Origin of the sequence: Ralstonia sp. UBA689 (genome assembly GCF_002298975.1) — a bacterium.
In the GTDB taxonomy this organism is placed as follows: Bacteria; Pseudomonadota; Gammaproteobacteria; order Burkholderiales; family Burkholderiaceae; genus Ralstonia.
The window spans coordinates 1-14,748 of sequence record NZ_DBMV01000043.1; the positions used below are offsets into that span (position 1 = coordinate 1).

Genomic DNA, 14,748 nt, shown 5'->3' on the forward strand with positions numbered 1-14,748 from the left:
ACCTTAACTGAACGGCATTACCTCACAGGGCCCCTTCTTTTTTGAACCTGCTCAGGATCCGTAGCGAACGCCCCGAGGTTGGTCCAAGAAGCGCAACCGCACATGGGTACGGTGAGCATCGCAGGGCCAAGATCGGGGCGCGCAGCAGGATCGTGAACGGGTTCTCAATGCCCGCGCGCCTTGAAGAGCAGCGCGCCGATGCCGTGAAACCCGCGTTGGCGCGCGTGCCGCATCGGCGTGATGCCGCCGCGGTCGGGCAGGTTCGGGTCCGCGCCGCCATCGAGCAGGACTTCCACGGTCTTCTCGTATTTCTCGCTGCCGTCGCCCAGAGCCACCGCTTCGATCAGGGCGGTCAGGCCGAGGTTGTTGGTGGCGTCGGGCGGCACGCCGGCCTTGACGAGTTCACTCACCACTTCCACGTAGCCGCGCCGCGCGGCCGGGATCAGCGCCGTGTCGCCATCGGCATTGGTGGCGCGCAGGTTGGCGCCGTGCGACAGCGCCAACCGTACGGTCTCGGCATCGCCCTGGGTGGCGGCGAGCAGGAAGGCGCTGTTCTGCGCGTTGTCTTGCAGGTTGACGTCGGCGCCGGCCTGGATCAGCAGGCGAGCCGCTGCGCCCATGTGTGCGGTCACGGCAGCGATGAGGGCGGTGCGGCCGTCAGCGTCGCGTGCCTTGAGGCTGGCGCCGTCGGCCAGTAGCGCCTGGATGACCATCGTGTTGCCGGTCTGCGCGGCAAGGATGAGATCACGGTCGCGCGTGGCGGGGTCACGGCGATGGGCCGGTCGCGTAACAGGTGCGTTGCCCGGCGTGGTCTTGGCGCTGGAACTGGCACTGGCACTCGCGGCAACGCGCAGCACCGGCAGATGCTGTTCCTGCCAGGCGTTGGCCATGTCGCCCACTGCCAGTGCCATCCCCAGCATGATGCCGATGAGCTGGTTGAGCGCGGGATGCGGGGCAAAGAGCATGGCGGAGATGGGAGGTGGGCTCAGGCGCTGAGGTAGGGATCTGGCAGCGGTGCACTGCCGGTAGCTTCGCCTGCCACGCACGGGGCGTTGGCCGCATCCGTGGCTTGCAGGCGTGTCCAGAGCCGGTCCAGGTACGGGTCGTGCAGCCCGTTGCTGGCCAGGCCGATCAGCGTGCGCTGCAGGTATTCGCGCGCTGGACCGTACAGCCCGACCGCATCGCGCAGGCAGCCGACCACGCGTTCGTCGGGCAGGCGGCCGGCATACGCTTCATGCGTGCGGTTCATGACGAAGGCCAGCGCGAAGACGCGCTCGCCGTTGATCTCGGTGGGCAACCAACGCGGCAGGTAGGCGCCGGTCAGCATCTCGCGGCGCCACAGCACGCGGAACTCATGCTCGGCACGCGCGCGCGGCACACGGAAGGCCACGCCCCGGCAGCTGCCGCCACGGTCCAGCCCGAGCACCAGCCCGGGGTTGTCCCAGGTGCCGCGGTTGATGCGGGAATACAGGTAAAAGCCACGGTGATAGCCATGCACCATCGCGGGAGCCGCTTCGGTGTGGAAGATCATCGGGTTCCAGATCAGGGAGCCGTAGCCGAACACCCAGGCGTCCTGGCATTCGCAGGGCGCACTCGACAACCGCGCGAGCGTCGATGTAAGCGACGCTTCCAGCGCAGCCTCGGTCAGCAGCGACGACGCGACGGGTGAATCACCCAGGGCGGCGCGCAACCGGTTCTGTTCGAGATCCTCTCGGGTGACGGCCATGTCGCAAGCATAGAGCAATCGTTACGAGTGGTCACGCCAACGGACGGGGGATGCGCGGAAACAGGGCGTTGCGGGGCTTGGGAAGCGTCTGGCTATGGCGCGGCCGCAACGGTACACATTGTGAGGCCGGGAAATTGGAGGCGGGGGAACGGAATTGAACCGTCTTATACGGCTTTGCAAGCCGCAGCATTGACCACTCTGCCACCCCGCCGGGGGGGGAGGGACCTGCCATGCGCCGTGTGGCGCATCGCAGGCCGGGCGCGATTCTAGCGCAGGATCAGACTTCCAGCAGATCGACTTCAAAAAGCAACGTTGCGTTCGGGGGGATCACGCCGCCGGCGCCGCGTGCACCGTAGCCCAGGCTGGCCGGAATGATCAGCTTGCGCGTGCCGCCGACCTTCATGCCCTGCACGCCTTCGTCCCAGCCCTTGATGACGTGGCCGGCACCCAGCGGGAAGGCGAACGGGTCGTTGCGGTCCTTGCTGGAGTCGAACTTGCGGCCGGCTTGGCCGTTTTCATACAGCCAGCCGGTGTAGTGCACGGTGACGTAATTGCCGGCGGTCGCCTCGGCGCCGTCGCCAATAACGACATCTTCGTATTGCAGGCCGCTCGGGGTGGTCGTGGTGGTCATGATGTACCTCGTGGAGTGGGCGGGGGTGAGGGAGGACTCAGGCAGCCTCGGCAGCCTTGAGCGTTTCGAGCTGGACGTGGATGTTGTCCGCGTCGTTGGCGATCCAGATGTCGCCGTCCTGAATGGTGACTTGCAGGCGCATGGAGCGTTCGACCATAGCGGCCAGCGCGGCCACGGTCTCGGGCGCGACTTCGTAGACCGACAGGTTGGCAAAGCGCGCGACCTTGGTTTCGGTCTGCTGCCACCACACGCGGGAGGCGTTGCCGCTATAGGTATACACGGCAACCTGCTCGGCGCGGTTGCAGGCCTTGCGGATGCGCGTTTCGTCGGGGTTGCCCAGGTCGATCCAGAGTTCGATGGCGTCGGTCAGGTCACGCTGCCAGAGCTCGGGTTCGTCGGGTTCGGACAGCCCGCGCGTGAAGGCGAGTGTCTCGCTGGCGTGGCGGGCGAAGGCGAGCACGCGCACCATCATGCGCTCGTCGTTCTCGCTCGGGTGGCGGGCGACGGTCAGCGTGTGGTTGCCGTAGTAGTGGCGATCCATGTCGGCGATCTGCAGATCGACCTTGTAGATCGTGGATTTCAGGGCCATGCGAACAGAAAAGGGTGGGCGGTTTTGAAGCAAAGCGCGCATTGTCGCACGGGCGGATGATGCCGGTGGTATCGCTTTTCGCGTCTTTGGCCGGGCGCATTCCCATTGGCGGCGGTTTGCGGTATATGAGCGGTGCATGCGCAGTAATCGGCGCATGTGCATGTCTCTCCTATCCCAACCAGGACAATCAGAACGATGCGTTGGATATTCGGAATCGTGGGCCTGCTGTTCGGGGCCCTGACTGGGGACGTTGTCGGCGCGTTCTTCGGCGCGCTGATCGGCGTCGGACTGGCTTCACTGATCCTCTACATGGACAAGCGCGCCAGCTCACAGTGGGCGCATCCGCCGGAAGCGCCGCAAGACCATGGGCCAGTGGCGTCGCCGGTCGCCACTACGCTTCAGGAGCGCGTGGCACGCCTGGAGCACGAGGTGTCGCTGCTGCGTCGGCAGATCGCTGAGGTCAAGGGCGCGACGTTCGCGGTGCCTGCGGCGGAGGACCTTGCTGCCGAGCCGCCACAGGCTGTACCGGTGCCGTCTCAGGTGCCGGCCGCCACCGAGGCTCTGCCGCCAGTGGAGATGCCTGCCTCCCCAGTGGCTCAGGTGCCACCGGTGGTTGCGCCGTCGCCGGTTGCACCGCCCGTCCTGATGCCGCACGAGCCCGATTGGATCGAGCGGGCCGTCGGCGCCGCGCGCGACTGGCTGCTGGGCGGCAACAGCGTGGTGCGGGTCGGCATCCTGATCCTGTTCTTCGGTGTGGCCTTCCTGCTCAAGTACGCGGCCGATAACAGTCTGCTGCCGATCGAGTTCCGCCTGGCCGGTGTGGCGGTGGCGGCCATCGTGCTGCTGGGCATCGGCTGGCGCCTGCGCGAGAAGCGTCCGGGCTATGCGCTCGTGCTGCAAGGGGGCGGGGTGGGCGTGCTGTACCTGACGGTGTTTGCGGCCACACGCATGGTGCCGCTGCTCACGCCAGGGATGGCGTTTCCCCTGCTGGTGCTGATCTGCGCGCTGGCCGCCGGGCTGGCCATCAAGCAGAATGCGCCAGCACTGGCGTTTACCGGCAGTGCCGGCGGTTTCCTGGCGCCAATCCTGATCTCCACGGGCCAGGGCAGCCATGTGGCGCTGTTCAGCTACTACGCGCTGCTCAACGCGGGCATCTTCGCCATTGCGTGGTTCCGCGCCTGGCGCGCGTTGAACCTGCTGGGCTTCGTGTTCACGTTCGGTATCGCCACGGCGTGGGGCGCGCTGCGCTACGAGCCGGCGCTGCTCAAGAGTACCGAGCCGTTCCTGATCCTGTTCTTCCTGATGTATGTGGGCATCGCGCTGCTGTATGCGCTGCATCGCCACGTCAGCCTCAAGCATTATGTGGACGGCACGCTGGTATTCGGCACGCCGCTGGTGACGATGGGATTGCAGACCGCGCTGGTGCACCACATTCCGTTTGCGATGGCGTGGAGCGCGGCGGCGCTGGCAGCGTTCTACCTGGGCATTGCAGCGTGGCTGGCGCCCAAGCGCGCGCGCCTGGGGCTGCTGTTCGAGGCGATGTTCGCGCTGGGCGTGATCTTTATCACGCTGGCGATTCCGCTGGCCTTCGACGGGCGCACCACCAGCGCGGTCTGGGCGCTGGAAGGCGCAGCCGTGGTGTGGGTGAGCGTGCGCCAGCAGCGTCGGCTGGCGCTTAGCGCCGGTTTGCTGCTCCAGATCGCGGCGGGTCTGGCCTTTGCATGGGGGATGCTGTTCGAGGTGTCGGCATCATTGCAATGGCCGGTGCTCAACAGCCATTACATCGGCGGGGTGCTGATTGCCGCGGCGGGTGTATTCAGCGGTTGGCGTCTGCACGGCAAGGCCGAGGCACGCGACTGCTTGAAGGCGGCACCGGCATTGGGTATCGCTGCATCGGTGTGGGGGCTGCTGTGGTGGCTTGGCACCAGCAGCCATGAGATCGACCGCTGGGCCTGGCGTCTCGCCACTGACGCTGTGGACCGGCCGGACATCCCGTTGTATGCCGCCTTCGCCGTCCTGACGGCGTGGGTCGCGCACGGCCTGCGCCGCAAGCTCGACTGGGCGTTGGCCGAGTGGCCCGCGCTGTCACTGCCGCCGGCGCTTGCCCTGACCGCATTGGTGGCGATCGAGCACTGGGAGCCCTCGCCGCTGGCCGGCTGGGGCGGGCTGGTTTGGATCGCGTCGATCGTGTTGACTTTCGTGCTGCTGCGCCGTCAGGAGCTCGACGTGAAGGACACCACCCTCGCGCCGTTGCACACCGTACTGTTCTGGCTGATTTGCGGTGTGTTGGCCACCGAAGGCTACTGGCGCCTGAACGCCTACGTGCCGGAAGGGACGTGGAGCTTTGCCGCCTGGGCCTACGGCTATGGCACGCTGCTCGCCCTGCTGGCCGGCGCGGGCTGGCGCATTCGCTGGCCGATCGCCCGCTTCGAGCGCGCCTACCTGCTGTGGGGTGCCGCGCCGCTGGCCGTGCTGCTGTGGCTGTGGAGTCTGGCGAGCGCCGCCAGCGACGGCAATGCCGCGCCGCTGTTTTACCTGCCCATCCTCAATCCGCTGGACGTGGCGCAGTTGCTGGTCTTCCTGGCGATCGCACTCTGGATGCGTCGCGTCGCCCTCCAGAAGCTGGTACCCGAGCCGATGGTGATCGGCTATGCGACGGGCGCCACGCTGTTCATCTGGGCCAACGCCGTGCTGCTGCGTACGTTGCACCACTGGGCACACGTTCCGTACACGCTCGACGACCTGGGGGATTCCATGCTCGTGCAGGCGTCGCTGTCGATGTTCTGGACGGTGCTGGCGCTGGCGGTGATGGTGTTTGCCACGCGGCGTGCGAGCCGTGCTCTGTGGTTCACGGGCGGTGCGCTTCTGGGTGTGACCGTGGTCAAGTTGTTCCTGTTCGACCTGTCGCGCGTGACGGGGGTCGAGCGCATTGTTTCGTTCATCGGCATCGGCATGCTGCTGCTGTTGATTGGCTATCTGTCTCCGCTGCCGCCCAAGGGCAAGGCCGAGGCAGAACCCAAGGAGGTTGTGTGAAGAAGGTTGTTCTTGCGATGGCTGCGGCGTCGCTGTTGTCGGCGTCGGCCTGGGCCGAGCGCTTTGCGCTGAGCGGAACGCCCGGGGCGTCGTACTACGCGGTCACGTTGGGCGAAGAGGTCTATGCCCACGCGCGCGACGCCGGCCTGGCGGACCTGCGCATCCTCAATGGCGACGGCGAACCGGTGCCGTTCACCATTGATATCCCGCGCGATCCCGAGCCGCAGGCGCGCACGCTGCAGGACGTCCATTGGTTCGTCACGCCTGTGGACGATGTGCAGAACCCCGGCACGGCCGGCGTTGTGCTTGGGCCCGATGGCGTGCTGCGTGCCACCGGACCACAGCCTTCGCAGGCGTCAGCGCACGCATGGTTGGTCGACCTGAGCCAGTTGCATGATGCGGCGACGGCGCTGGTGGTGGGGCTGCCGGCGACCGAGTTCCAGAGCGGCGTGACTGTGCAGGCCAGCGATGATCTGCAGCACTGGAGCGCGGTCGGTCAGGCCACGTTGTTCCGCTTGTCCAACCAGGGCAGCACGCTGGTGCAGGACCGCATCGAATTTACGGGGCTGCGTGCAAAGTATCTGCGCCTGAAGTGGCAGGGCAAGCCGCCGGCGCCCGAGACCGTGCGTGTGGAGCTGGCCGCTGGCGCCCCCGTGCTGCCCGCCGACAACGCGATCCTGTGGCGTACCGGCCTGGCCCCCGTGCAGACGCCCGCAGCGGGCGATTACCAGTTCGATACGGGCGGCGTGTTTCCGGTCGAGCGCGTGAAGATCCGCCTGCCCCAGGCCAACACCGTCACACAGGCGACGCTGTATGCGCGTGCCGATGCGCAGGGGCCATGGCGGATGATCACCTCCGCGCGCCTGTTCCGGCTGGCGGGTGCCGATAGGCAGGGCGAACAGGAGAACGCGCCGCTTACCGTGCCCGCCACCGGCGATCGCTACTGGCGCCTGCAGGTCGATACCCGCAGTGGAGGCCTGGGCGCGGGTGCGCCGCAACTGGCGATCGGCTGGCGTCCGGCCACCATCACGTATGCGGCGCGCGGCAATGTGCCCTTCGTGCTGGCGGTGGGGGAGGTGGCGCGTGGCAACCCGGTCGCTCGGGCCGATCTGATGGCCGGTGCATCGCCGGCGATCGCACCGGCGCAGCTTGGCGCGATGAGCGAATCGCCGGCCGATGCGCTCAAGGTAGAGCCGCCTGGCGGCCGGACGCGCCAGTGGGTGCTGTGGGGCGCGCTGGCGGCGGCAGTGGCGGTGCTGGGCGGGATGGCCTGGCGCTTGTTCCACACGTCGGCCACACCACCGGACGCGTCTTCGTAGCCAGCAAAACGGCGCCACCAGGGCGCCGTCTTTCATAGGCGAAAGCCTGTCGTATCAGTGCACGAAGGCCGGCTGCACGAACAGCGTGATGGCGATGACGAACCCCACCGTCCACACCAGCGAGCGCACCGATGCCCAGTCGGCCAGGTAGCACACCGTGTACAGCACCCGCGCGGCAACGAAGCCGATGGCAAGCCAGTTGACGTGGTCGATCGGGCTGCCGCCAAGGATCGCCACCAACACCGCCACCGCAAAGAACGGAAACGCCTCGAGATGGTTGAGCTGAGCGCCGTTGGCACGCCGTGCCAGGCCAGTCAGGCTGGCTGACCATTCGCGAGGGTTGTGATTGTCGCGCTTGGGCCCGCTTGCCCGAGCGATCCCGATGCAGACGTAGGGCAGCAGGGCAGCGATCAACACGCACCACAGGGCGATCGGCATAGTCAGATTCCTCGAGGTTTGGATGGCCGCACGCTAGCACGACGCGCGCATTCAAACACCTGAATGGACCCCTGCCCTAGCCTTCAGCGCCATGCACGGCGATGCGGATATCACCCAGCATCACCACCTGGCCCGCGCGAATTTTGGCAGTCTTGCGCGACTCGGGCTGGCCGTCGACGGTCACGCCGCCTTCTGCGACCGCCGTCTTGCCGGCGCCGCCGCTGTCGACCACGCCGGTGAGCTTGAGAAGCTTGTGCAGCTCGATGTAGTCAGTGGTCAGGGCGAAATCGATGTTGGGCATAGCGAGTTTGATTGCGTGGTTTATTGCGGCGTGGCTTCCACGCTGATGTCGAGATCGACGCGATCGCCGACCTCCGGTAGAAAGCGCGTCATGCCAAAGGCGCTGCGCTGGATGGCGAGATGAAAATCGCCGCCGCACACGTGGCGGGTGGTGCCGGGCATCTTCTCGTCGCCGCAGTTGAAGCGGCGCACGTCCAATTGCACCGGCTGCGTGACCCCATGCAGCGTCAGCTTGGCTTCCACCGCGACGAGCTTGCCGCCTTCCACGACAAAGCGATCGCTGCGCAGGCGGATGATCGGAAACTGCGCGGCATCCAAGAACTGCTCGGATTTCAATACGCCGTCCAGCACCCGCTGGTGCGTATCGACCGAGGCGGCATCGACGGTGAAATCGAGCCCGCCCTGTTGCGCCGCTTCATTGAAGTCGATGGCGCCGTCGATCTTGTTGAAGCGCCCGCGCACCATTGAGCGGTCGAAGTGCGACGCGCCGAAGTAGACGAACGTGTGCGTCAGATCGGGCGTGAACGGCGCTGCAAGGGCGGGAGCCGTCAGCGCCCCCGCCAACAACAGAATCCATGCACGCATGGCACCTCCAGTGTCAGAGGCCCACACATGTATGGGCCTGTGCTTACTTACCCCAGCTGTCTTTCAGGCCGACCACGCGATTGAACACGGGCTTGCCCGGTTGCGAGTCGATGCGGTCGGCCACGAAGTAGCCGTGGCGCTCGAACTGGAAGCGGTCCTCCGCCTTGGCGGTGGCCAGGGTCGGCTCCAGGTAGGCCGTGACGATCTTCTTGGAGTTCGGGTTGAGCGCGTCCAGGAAGTTCTTGTCGCCCGAATCCGGCTGCGGGTCGGTGAACAGACGGTCGTACAGGCGCACCTCGGCTTGCAGCGCATGTGCGGCGCTTACCCAGTGGATGTTGCCCTTGACCTTCACGCTGTCCGCACCCGGTGTGCCGCTCTTGGTGTCCGGGATGATGTTGGCGTGCACGGCAGTGACGTTGCCGTCGGCATCCTTGTCGCAGCCGGTGCATTCGATCACGTAGCCGTAGCGCAGGCGCACCTTGTTGCCCGGGAACAGGCGGAAGTAGCCCTTGGGCGGCGTCTCGGTAAAGTCTTCGCGCTCGATCCACAGCTCGCGCGTGAGCGGGAATTCGCGGCGGCCGAGTTCGGGCTGCTTCGGGTGCACGGGCGCTGAGCACGGCTCGTTGAAATCCGCCGGCACGTTGTCGAGGATGAGTTTGACCGGGTCCAGCACGGCCACCGAACGCGGCGCACGTGCATCGAGGTCGTCGCGCACGGCGGCTTCCAGGATGCTCATGTCGATCCAGCTGTCGGCCTTCGAGACGCCCACGCGTTCGCAGAAGAGCTGGATCGATTCCGGCGTGTAGCCGCGGCGGCGGATACCCACCAGCGTGGGCATGCGCGGGTCGTCCCAGCCGTCGACGCGCTTTTCCGTCACCAGTTGCAGCAGCTTGCGCTTGCTGGTGATGGCGTAGGTCAGGTGCAGGCGCGCGAATTCGTATTGATGCGGCAGCGGCGCGGGCAGGGCGCCGGCGTCACGCAGATGGTCGAGCACCCAGTCATACAGCGGCCGGTTGTTCTCGAACTCCAGCGTGCACAGCGAATGCGTGATGTTCTCCAGCGCATCGGAAATGCAATGCGTGAAGTCGTACATCGGGTAGATGCACCACGCGTCGCCGGTGCGATGGTGATGCGCGTGGCGAATGCGGTACAGCACCGGATCGCGCATCACGATGTTGGGCGCGGCCATGTCGATCTTGGCGCGCAGCACGTGCTCGCCGTCCTTGTACTTGCCGGCGCGCATGTCGCGGAACAGCGCCAGGTTCTCTTCCACCGAGCGGTCGCGATATGGCGACGGCGTGCCCGGCCTGGTGAAGTCACCACGGTTGGCGGCGATGTCGTTGGCGCTTTGGCTGTCGACGTAGGCAGCGCCGCGCTGGATCAGCACTTCGGCAAAACCGTAGAGTTGCTCGAAGTAGTCGCTGGCGTAGTACAGGTGCGTGCCCGTGCCGTTTTCCCACGAGTAGCCGAGCCAGTGCACCGCGTCGATGATCGAATCGACGTATTCGGTGTCTTCCTTGACAGGGTTGGTGTCGTCAAAGCGCAGGTGGCAGCGGCCGCCGTATTCCTTGGCCAGACCGAAGTTCACCCAGATGCTCTTCGCGTGGCCGATGTGCAGGTAGCCGTTGGGCTCCGGCGGAAAGCGCGTGATGACGGTCGGCAGCGGCTGGCCGGCGGCGTCCTTGCGGCCGGCATAGCTGCCCTGCGTCAGGTCGGCATCGATGATCTGGCGCAGGAAGTTGGATGTGGAGGCGGTGGCCCCGTTGGCGTTGTCTTGGCTCATGGGAGTGCGTGATTCGGCAATCCCGCGATTTTACCGTGCCCGGCGTCCAGCGCCGGACTCGCCCCGATTTCCGTTACTTCTTTTGCGCCAGAGCATCCAATGCCTGTGCGCGCAGCGCCTCATTTGAGGCAGCAAAGGTCTGCTGACGCAACTGCGCGATCTGGGCGGCGCGATCGGCGTCGGACAGGCCGGAGAAGCTGTTGATGCGGTCGCGCTCGCGGGCGTAGGCATCGTAGCGGGTGCGCCAGGCGGCTTCTTCGCGGCTGGCTTGCACCAGGCGGTCGGCCACCACGCCGTCGATGCCCTGGGCGGCCAGCCGTTGGCGGATCTGCGCTTCGCTCAGGCCCTGCTTGGTCCATTCGTCCATGTCGTTCGCAAGCTTGATGGGCGCGGACGCATTGCGGCGAGCCTCTCGCACGGAGGGCGGCAGGTTGGCCTCGATTGCCGCGAGCTTCGCGGCGCGTTGTTCGGGGGTGAGCGACGGGTCGGCCATTATGGCCAGGCGGTCGAGCGCGGCGGCGTCCATCGCGTCTTCGTCGCCGTACCAGGCCTGGGCCACATCCGCACCGAGGACCTGGCGGCGCAGGGCAGAGCGGGTGCCGAGTTGCTGCCGCAGAGTGGCGATCATTTCGGGGCGCTGCTGGACTTGTTCGAGGCTTGGCTTGCTGCGGCCGGCATCGCCTTGCCCGGCCAGCGCTTTGCGATAGGCGAGGTAGCGCTGCAGCAGCGATTGCGCTTCGGACAGCGCAGGGCTGACCAGCTTGGCGCGCAGATGCGTTTCGGCCATCGCCACACGCTGCGCTTCGGGCAGAGAAGCGGGCACGTCAAGAAAGTAGTCGAATACCGCGCGGTTGGGGGCTTCGACGATGAGATGGCCGCTCGCATCGACACGCAGGCCATCGGGCGCCTGTGTGTCGGCCAGCTCGGTGGGACGCGCAGGCGCCGGAGCTTCCGTGCCCGCCACGCTGCCGATGAAGGCGCCGGATCGCGGCGCCTGCCGTGGCTGCTCGACGGCCGGGGCGTCGTCACCGGTGGTATGCCACCAGTAGACGCCCGCGGCGACGCCGATCGCCAACAGCACCGCGCCGATGAACGTCGTGGGCTGCATGGACTGCGCGGGTTGTGGTTTGCCCTTCATGACGATGCGCGTTGTGTTGGCGACGTTGCGGTGACGTTGGATTACAGCCCGGCCGTCTTCAGCCGATTCGCCTGGGTGCGGATCACCGCCACCGGATCAGCCGCGCCCCAGCCGATCAGGCCGAGCAACTGGTTCACCTCGTCGAGGTGGTTCCACGCGTAGTCGGTCGACAGCACCTGCCCGAACTTGGCGCTGCAGATCGAGACCAGTCCATCGTTGGTGCCCGAGCCGCGCGCCTGCATGACCGTGCCGCTAAAGACCAGCACCGGGTCGAACACGTCGAAAAAGTTGGTGGCTGTTGAGCGGCCCGTCCAGGAATATAGCTTCTGCACGTTGCCGTTGCGCACGTCGGTGCCGCTGCCGGTGTTGCAGCCGTCGGCCAGACCCGCGCTCGGGAAGGTCTTGTTGAAATCCGCCGCGCCTGCGGTCGAGAGGATATGCAGCGCGGCAAAGCCGTCCTGCGGGTTGCTGGCGCCATTGAACCAGCCGAGCACCGCACCGAAGATGTTCGCGCCCAGGTTCACCAGCGCCTGGAACGGCTGCGGCGTGGATTCAACGAAATCCGCAAACTCCGAACCCTTGTGGGGCGTGCCGATGGTGGTGACGGAAGCCACCAGGTCGGGCGCCACGGCGGCCGCATAGCGCGAAGTCAGCCCGCCCTGGCTGTGGCCGATGAGGTTGACCTTGGCTGCGCCCGTGGTCGCCAGCACGGTGCGGATCTGGCTGAGGAGCTGCTCGCCGCGCACGGTTTCATCGTTGAAGGCGGACACGTCGGCCACGTAGACGTTGGCACCGTTGGCGCGCAGGTCTTCGGGAATCTGGTACCAGTAGTCGACCACGCCAAGGAACTTGCTGGTGCCCGACAGGCCGTGCACGAGCACGATCGGGTACTGGGTGGCAGCATACGTGCTGGCGGCTTGGGCTGGTGCCGCAGCGCTCAGGGTGAGGGCGGATGCGGCCAACACAGCGGCTGCAGCGTGCGTGCGCAAGATACCGCGCACGGCGCGGAGCACGGGAGTCTGTGACATTCGGTTGTCTCCTGAAAGGTGGAAAGGTGGTCGACCTCCGTTATCCGAAGTAGGCTTTCCGGCGTCAACCGAATTGGAAGACAGGCTCTAATGCTGCGTTGCCGCGTAGGCAAACAAAAACCGGAGGGCGAGCCTCCGGTCATTTGGGATGCGGTGCAGCAACGACGTTATTCCTCTTGAAACGCTTCCTCGCGCCTCCTGTTGATGGCGGGCAGGGCGACGAGCAACACCAGGATCGCTGCCGCGATCAGCAGCCCCAGCGACAGCGGCCGCGTGACAAAGGTGGTGAAGTCTCCTCGCGAGAACAGCAGCGCGCGGCGGAAGTTCTCTTCCATCATCGGCCCGAGCACAAAGCCGAGCAGCATCGGCGCCGGCTCGCAGCGCAGCTTCACGAACATGTAGCCGATCAGTCCGAAGAGCGCCGTCTGGAAGATGTCGAACGTGGTGTTCGACACCGAATACACGCCGATGCAGCAGAACACCAGGATGGCCGGATACAGGAAGCGGTACGGCACCTTCAAGAGGCGGACCCATACGCCGATCATCGGCAGGTTCAGCACGATCAGCATCAGGTTGCCGATCCACATCGAAGCGATCAGGCCCCAGAACAGCGCGGGGTTGCTGGTCATCACCTGCGGGCCGGGCTGGATGTTGTGGATGGTCATCGCACCCACCATCAGCGCCATCACCGCGTTGGGCGGAATGCCCAGCGTGAGCAGCGGAATGAACGACGTCTGCGCCGCGGCGTTATTGGCCGATTCCGGTCCGGCCACACCCTCGATGGCGCCCTTGCCGAATTCGCTTGAATACTTCGACGTCTTTTTCTCCAGCGAATACGACGCGAACGACGCCAGCGTTGCCCCGCCACCAGGCAGGATGCCGAGCACCGAACCCAACGCTGTCCCGCGCAGCACGGCCGGGATCATGCGCTTGAAGTCTTCGCGGCTGGGCCAGAGGTTGCGCACGTGCTCGACGAAGGTCTCGCGGTGCTCCTTCTGTTCGAGGTTGGCGATGATCTCGGCAAAGCCGAACACGCCCATCGCCACCGAGACGAAGTTCAGCCCGTCGGCCAGTTCCGGCACATCGAACGAGTAGCGTGCCGTACCGGAGTTGACGTCCGTGCCGACCAGCCCGAGCAGCAGGCCCAGCACGATCATCGCAATGGCCTTGACGAGCGAACCCGAGGCCAGCACCACCGCGCCGATCAGGCCCAGCACCATCAGCGAGAAATATTCCGCTGGCCCGAAATTGAACGCGAATTCCGACAGCGGCGTGGCAAACGCCGCCAGCACCAGCGTGGCCACGCAGCCCGCGAAGAACGAGCCGAGGCCCGCGGTGGCCAACGCCACCCCCGCGCGCCCACGCCGGGCCATCTGGTAGCCGTCGATGGTGGTCACCACCGATGATGATTCACCCGGCAGGTTGACGAGGATGGCCGTGGTGGAACCGCCGTACTGCGCGCCGTAGTAGATGCCCGCCAGCATGATGAGCGCGGCTACCGGCGGTAGCGCATACGTAGCCGGCAGCAGCATCGCAATCGTGGCGATGGGGCCCAGGCCCGGCAGCACGCCGATGAGCGTGCCGAGCAGGCAGCCGATGAAGGCGTAGATCAGGTTCTGGATCGACAGCGCGGTGGTGAAGCCGAGCGCGAGATTGGCAAAGAGGTCCATGGCGCGCTCCTCAATTGCCGATGAACGCCGGCCATACCGAGAACTGCAGCTTGAGCCCGTAGACGAAGGCCGCCAGGCTCATGATCACCATCACGACGGCGGTGCCGACCGCGCCTTTCCAGGTGAACTCATGACTGGCCATGCTTGAGACCAGCACGAGCACCACGAGCGAGAGCACCAGCCCCAGTGGCTGCAGCAGCAGCCCGAACAGCACGACCGAGCCGAGAATCCACAGCAGCGTCTTGACGTCCCAGCGCGGAATGCGGTCTGCCACGCCCTTGCGCGACAGCGACTGCGCGACCACCACCGCACCCAGCAGAACCAGCGCCACGCCCAGCCAGAACGGGAAGTAGCCGGGGCCCATGCTGCTGGCAGTGCCCATGCGATAGCTGCGCGCCAGGATGGCGAACGCCGCGCCAGCGATCATGAACATGACGCCCGACGCAAAATCCTGATGACTGCGGATGACTGGACGATTCTGTGGATCGTTCTGCAAGATGGGTCTCCT

14 protein-coding genes and 1 tRNA gene are annotated in these 14,748 nt (G+C 66.1%); 2 read left to right on the top strand and 13 right to left on the bottom strand.

Features of this window, described 5'->3' with window-relative positions; all coding sequences use genetic code 11:
- Positions 1 to 164: 164 nt before the first annotated feature.
- The 5 genes from B4F51_RS21370 to B4F51_RS21390 all read right to left on the bottom strand — a co-directional run bounded on the left by B4F51_RS21370 (position 165) and on the right by B4F51_RS21390 (position 2,946).
- Positions 165 to 965, bottom strand: a complete 801-nt coding sequence (locus B4F51_RS21370) for an ankyrin repeat domain-containing protein (protein WP_296228704.1) — start codon at positions 963 to 965, stop codon at positions 165 to 167.
- Positions 966 to 985: 20 nt separating this feature from the next.
- On the bottom strand, positions 986 to 1,726 hold the full coding sequence (locus tag B4F51_RS21375; protein WP_296228705.1) for a gamma-glutamylcyclotransferase: 741 nt from the start codon (positions 1,724 to 1,726) through the stop codon (positions 986 to 988).
- Positions 1,727 to 1,861: 135 nt separating this feature from the next.
- A tRNA-Cys gene (locus tag B4F51_RS21380) sits at positions 1,862 to 1,937 on the bottom strand.
- Between the two features lie 66 nt (positions 1,938 to 2,003).
- On the bottom strand, positions 2,004 to 2,357 hold the full coding sequence (locus tag B4F51_RS21385; protein ID WP_296228706.1) for an FKBP-type peptidyl-prolyl cis-trans isomerase: 354 nt from the start codon (positions 2,355 to 2,357) through the stop codon (positions 2,004 to 2,006).
- Between the two features lie 37 nt (positions 2,358 to 2,394).
- Positions 2,395 to 2,946, bottom strand: a complete 552-nt coding sequence (locus B4F51_RS21390) for a YaeQ family protein (RefSeq protein WP_296228707.1) — start codon at positions 2,944 to 2,946, stop codon at positions 2,395 to 2,397.
- Positions 2,947 to 3,141: 195 nt separating this feature from the next.
- Here B4F51_RS21390 and B4F51_RS21395 point away from each other — a divergent pair, with 195 nt between their 5' ends.
- Both B4F51_RS21395 and B4F51_RS21400 read left to right on the top strand, forming a co-directional pair.
- Complete coding sequence (locus B4F51_RS21395; RefSeq protein WP_296228709.1) at positions 3,142 to 5,979, top strand: DUF2339 domain-containing protein; 2,838 nt, start codon at positions 3,142 to 3,144, stop codon at positions 5,977 to 5,979.
- Positions 5,976 to 7,298 carry a DUF3999 domain-containing protein gene (locus B4F51_RS21400; protein WP_296228710.1) on the top strand — a complete coding sequence of 441 codons (1,323 nt, stop codon included), beginning with the start codon at positions 5,976 to 5,978 and terminating at the stop codon, positions 7,296 to 7,298. Before B4F51_RS21395 ends, B4F51_RS21400 begins: the two co-directional genes overlap by 4 nt.
- 54 nt (positions 7,299 to 7,352) lie before the next feature.
- Here the strand turns inward: B4F51_RS21400 and B4F51_RS21405 are convergent, their stop codons facing one another.
- The 8 genes from B4F51_RS21405 to B4F51_RS21440 all read right to left on the bottom strand — a co-directional run bounded on the left by B4F51_RS21405 (position 7,353) and on the right by B4F51_RS21440 (position 14,673).
- The gene (locus B4F51_RS21405) at positions 7,353 to 7,736 is read right to left on the bottom strand and encodes an MAPEG family protein (protein ID WP_296228712.1); all 384 of its coding nucleotides are present in this window, start codon (positions 7,734 to 7,736) and stop codon (positions 7,353 to 7,355) included.
- A 76-nt stretch (positions 7,737 to 7,812) separates the two neighbouring features.
- On the bottom strand, positions 7,813 to 8,037 hold the full coding sequence (locus B4F51_RS21410) for an RNA-binding S4 domain-containing protein (RefSeq protein WP_296228714.1): 225 nt from the start codon (positions 8,035 to 8,037) through the stop codon (positions 7,813 to 7,815).
- A gap of 20 nt (positions 8,038 to 8,057) precedes the next feature.
- Entirely contained in the window at positions 8,058 to 8,621 is a 564-nt protein-coding gene (locus B4F51_RS21415; protein WP_296228716.1) for a YceI family protein, read from the bottom strand.
- 43 nt (positions 8,622 to 8,664) lie between these two features.
- The gene (locus tag B4F51_RS21420; RefSeq protein ID WP_296228717.1) at positions 8,665 to 10,404 is read right to left on the bottom strand and encodes a glutamine--tRNA ligase/YqeY domain fusion protein; all 1,740 of its coding nucleotides are present in this window, start codon (positions 10,402 to 10,404) and stop codon (positions 8,665 to 8,667) included.
- A gap of 73 nt (positions 10,405 to 10,477) precedes the next feature.
- Positions 10,478 to 11,542 carry a lipase secretion chaperone gene (locus B4F51_RS21425; RefSeq protein WP_296228718.1) on the bottom strand — a complete coding sequence of 355 codons (1,065 nt, stop codon included), beginning with the start codon at positions 11,540 to 11,542 and terminating at the stop codon, positions 10,478 to 10,480.
- A gap of 41 nt (positions 11,543 to 11,583) precedes the next feature.
- Positions 11,584 to 12,570, bottom strand: coding sequence for a triacylglycerol lipase (locus B4F51_RS21430; protein ID WP_296228719.1), 987 nt, complete (start codon positions 12,568 to 12,570; stop codon positions 11,584 to 11,586).
- Between the two features lie 167 nt (positions 12,571 to 12,737).
- The gene (locus B4F51_RS21435) at positions 12,738 to 14,240 is read right to left on the bottom strand and encodes a tripartite tricarboxylate transporter permease (protein ID WP_296228720.1); all 1,503 of its coding nucleotides are present in this window, start codon (positions 14,238 to 14,240) and stop codon (positions 12,738 to 12,740) included.
- Between the two features lie 10 nt (positions 14,241 to 14,250).
- The gene (locus tag B4F51_RS21440) at positions 14,251 to 14,673 is read right to left on the bottom strand and encodes a tripartite tricarboxylate transporter TctB family protein (protein WP_414706805.1); all 423 of its coding nucleotides are present in this window, start codon (positions 14,671 to 14,673) and stop codon (positions 14,251 to 14,253) included.
- Positions 14,674 to 14,748 lie beyond the last annotated feature (75 nt).

Coding starts and splice junctions, on each gene's coding strand:
- B4F51_RS21415 (WP_296228716.1), bottom strand. CDS start 8,621: ATGCGTGCATGGATTCTGTTGTTGGCGGGGGCGCTGACGGCTCCCGCC.
- B4F51_RS21385 (WP_296228706.1), bottom strand. CDS start 2,357: ATGACCACCACGACCACCCCGAGCGGCCTGCAATACGAAGATGTCGTT.
- B4F51_RS21410 (WP_296228714.1), bottom strand. CDS start 8,037: ATGCCCAACATCGATTTCGCCCTGACCACTGACTACATCGAGCTGCAC.
- B4F51_RS21435 (WP_296228720.1), bottom strand. CDS start 14,240: ATGGACCTCTTTGCCAATCTCGCGCTCGGCTTCACCACCGCGCTGTCG.
- B4F51_RS21430 (WP_296228719.1), bottom strand. CDS start 12,570: ATGTCACAGACTCCCGTGCTCCGCGCCGTGCGCGGTATCTTGCGCACG.
- B4F51_RS21395 (WP_296228709.1), top strand. CDS start 3,142: ATGCGTTGGATATTCGGAATCGTGGGCCTGCTGTTCGGGGCCCTGACT.
- B4F51_RS21405 (WP_296228712.1), bottom strand. CDS start 7,736: ATGCCGATCGCCCTGTGGTGCGTGTTGATCGCTGCCCTGCTGCCCTAC.
- B4F51_RS21420 (WP_296228717.1), bottom strand. CDS start 10,404: ATGAGCCAAGACAACGCCAACGGGGCCACCGCCTCCACATCCAACTTC.
- B4F51_RS21390 (WP_296228707.1), bottom strand. CDS start 2,946: ATGGCCCTGAAATCCACGATCTACAAGGTCGATCTGCAGATCGCCGAC.
- B4F51_RS21425 (WP_296228718.1), bottom strand. CDS start 11,542: ATGAAGGGCAAACCACAACCCGCGCAGTCCATGCAGCCCACGACGTTC.
- B4F51_RS21440 (WP_414706805.1), bottom strand. CDS start 14,673: ATGTTCATGATCGCTGGCGCGGCGTTCGCCATCCTGGCGCGCAGCTAT.
- B4F51_RS21370 (WP_296228704.1), bottom strand. CDS start 965: ATGCTCTTTGCCCCGCATCCCGCGCTCAACCAGCTCATCGGCATCATG.
- B4F51_RS21375 (WP_296228705.1), bottom strand. CDS start 1,726: ATGGCCGTCACCCGAGAGGATCTCGAACAGAACCGGTTGCGCGCCGCC.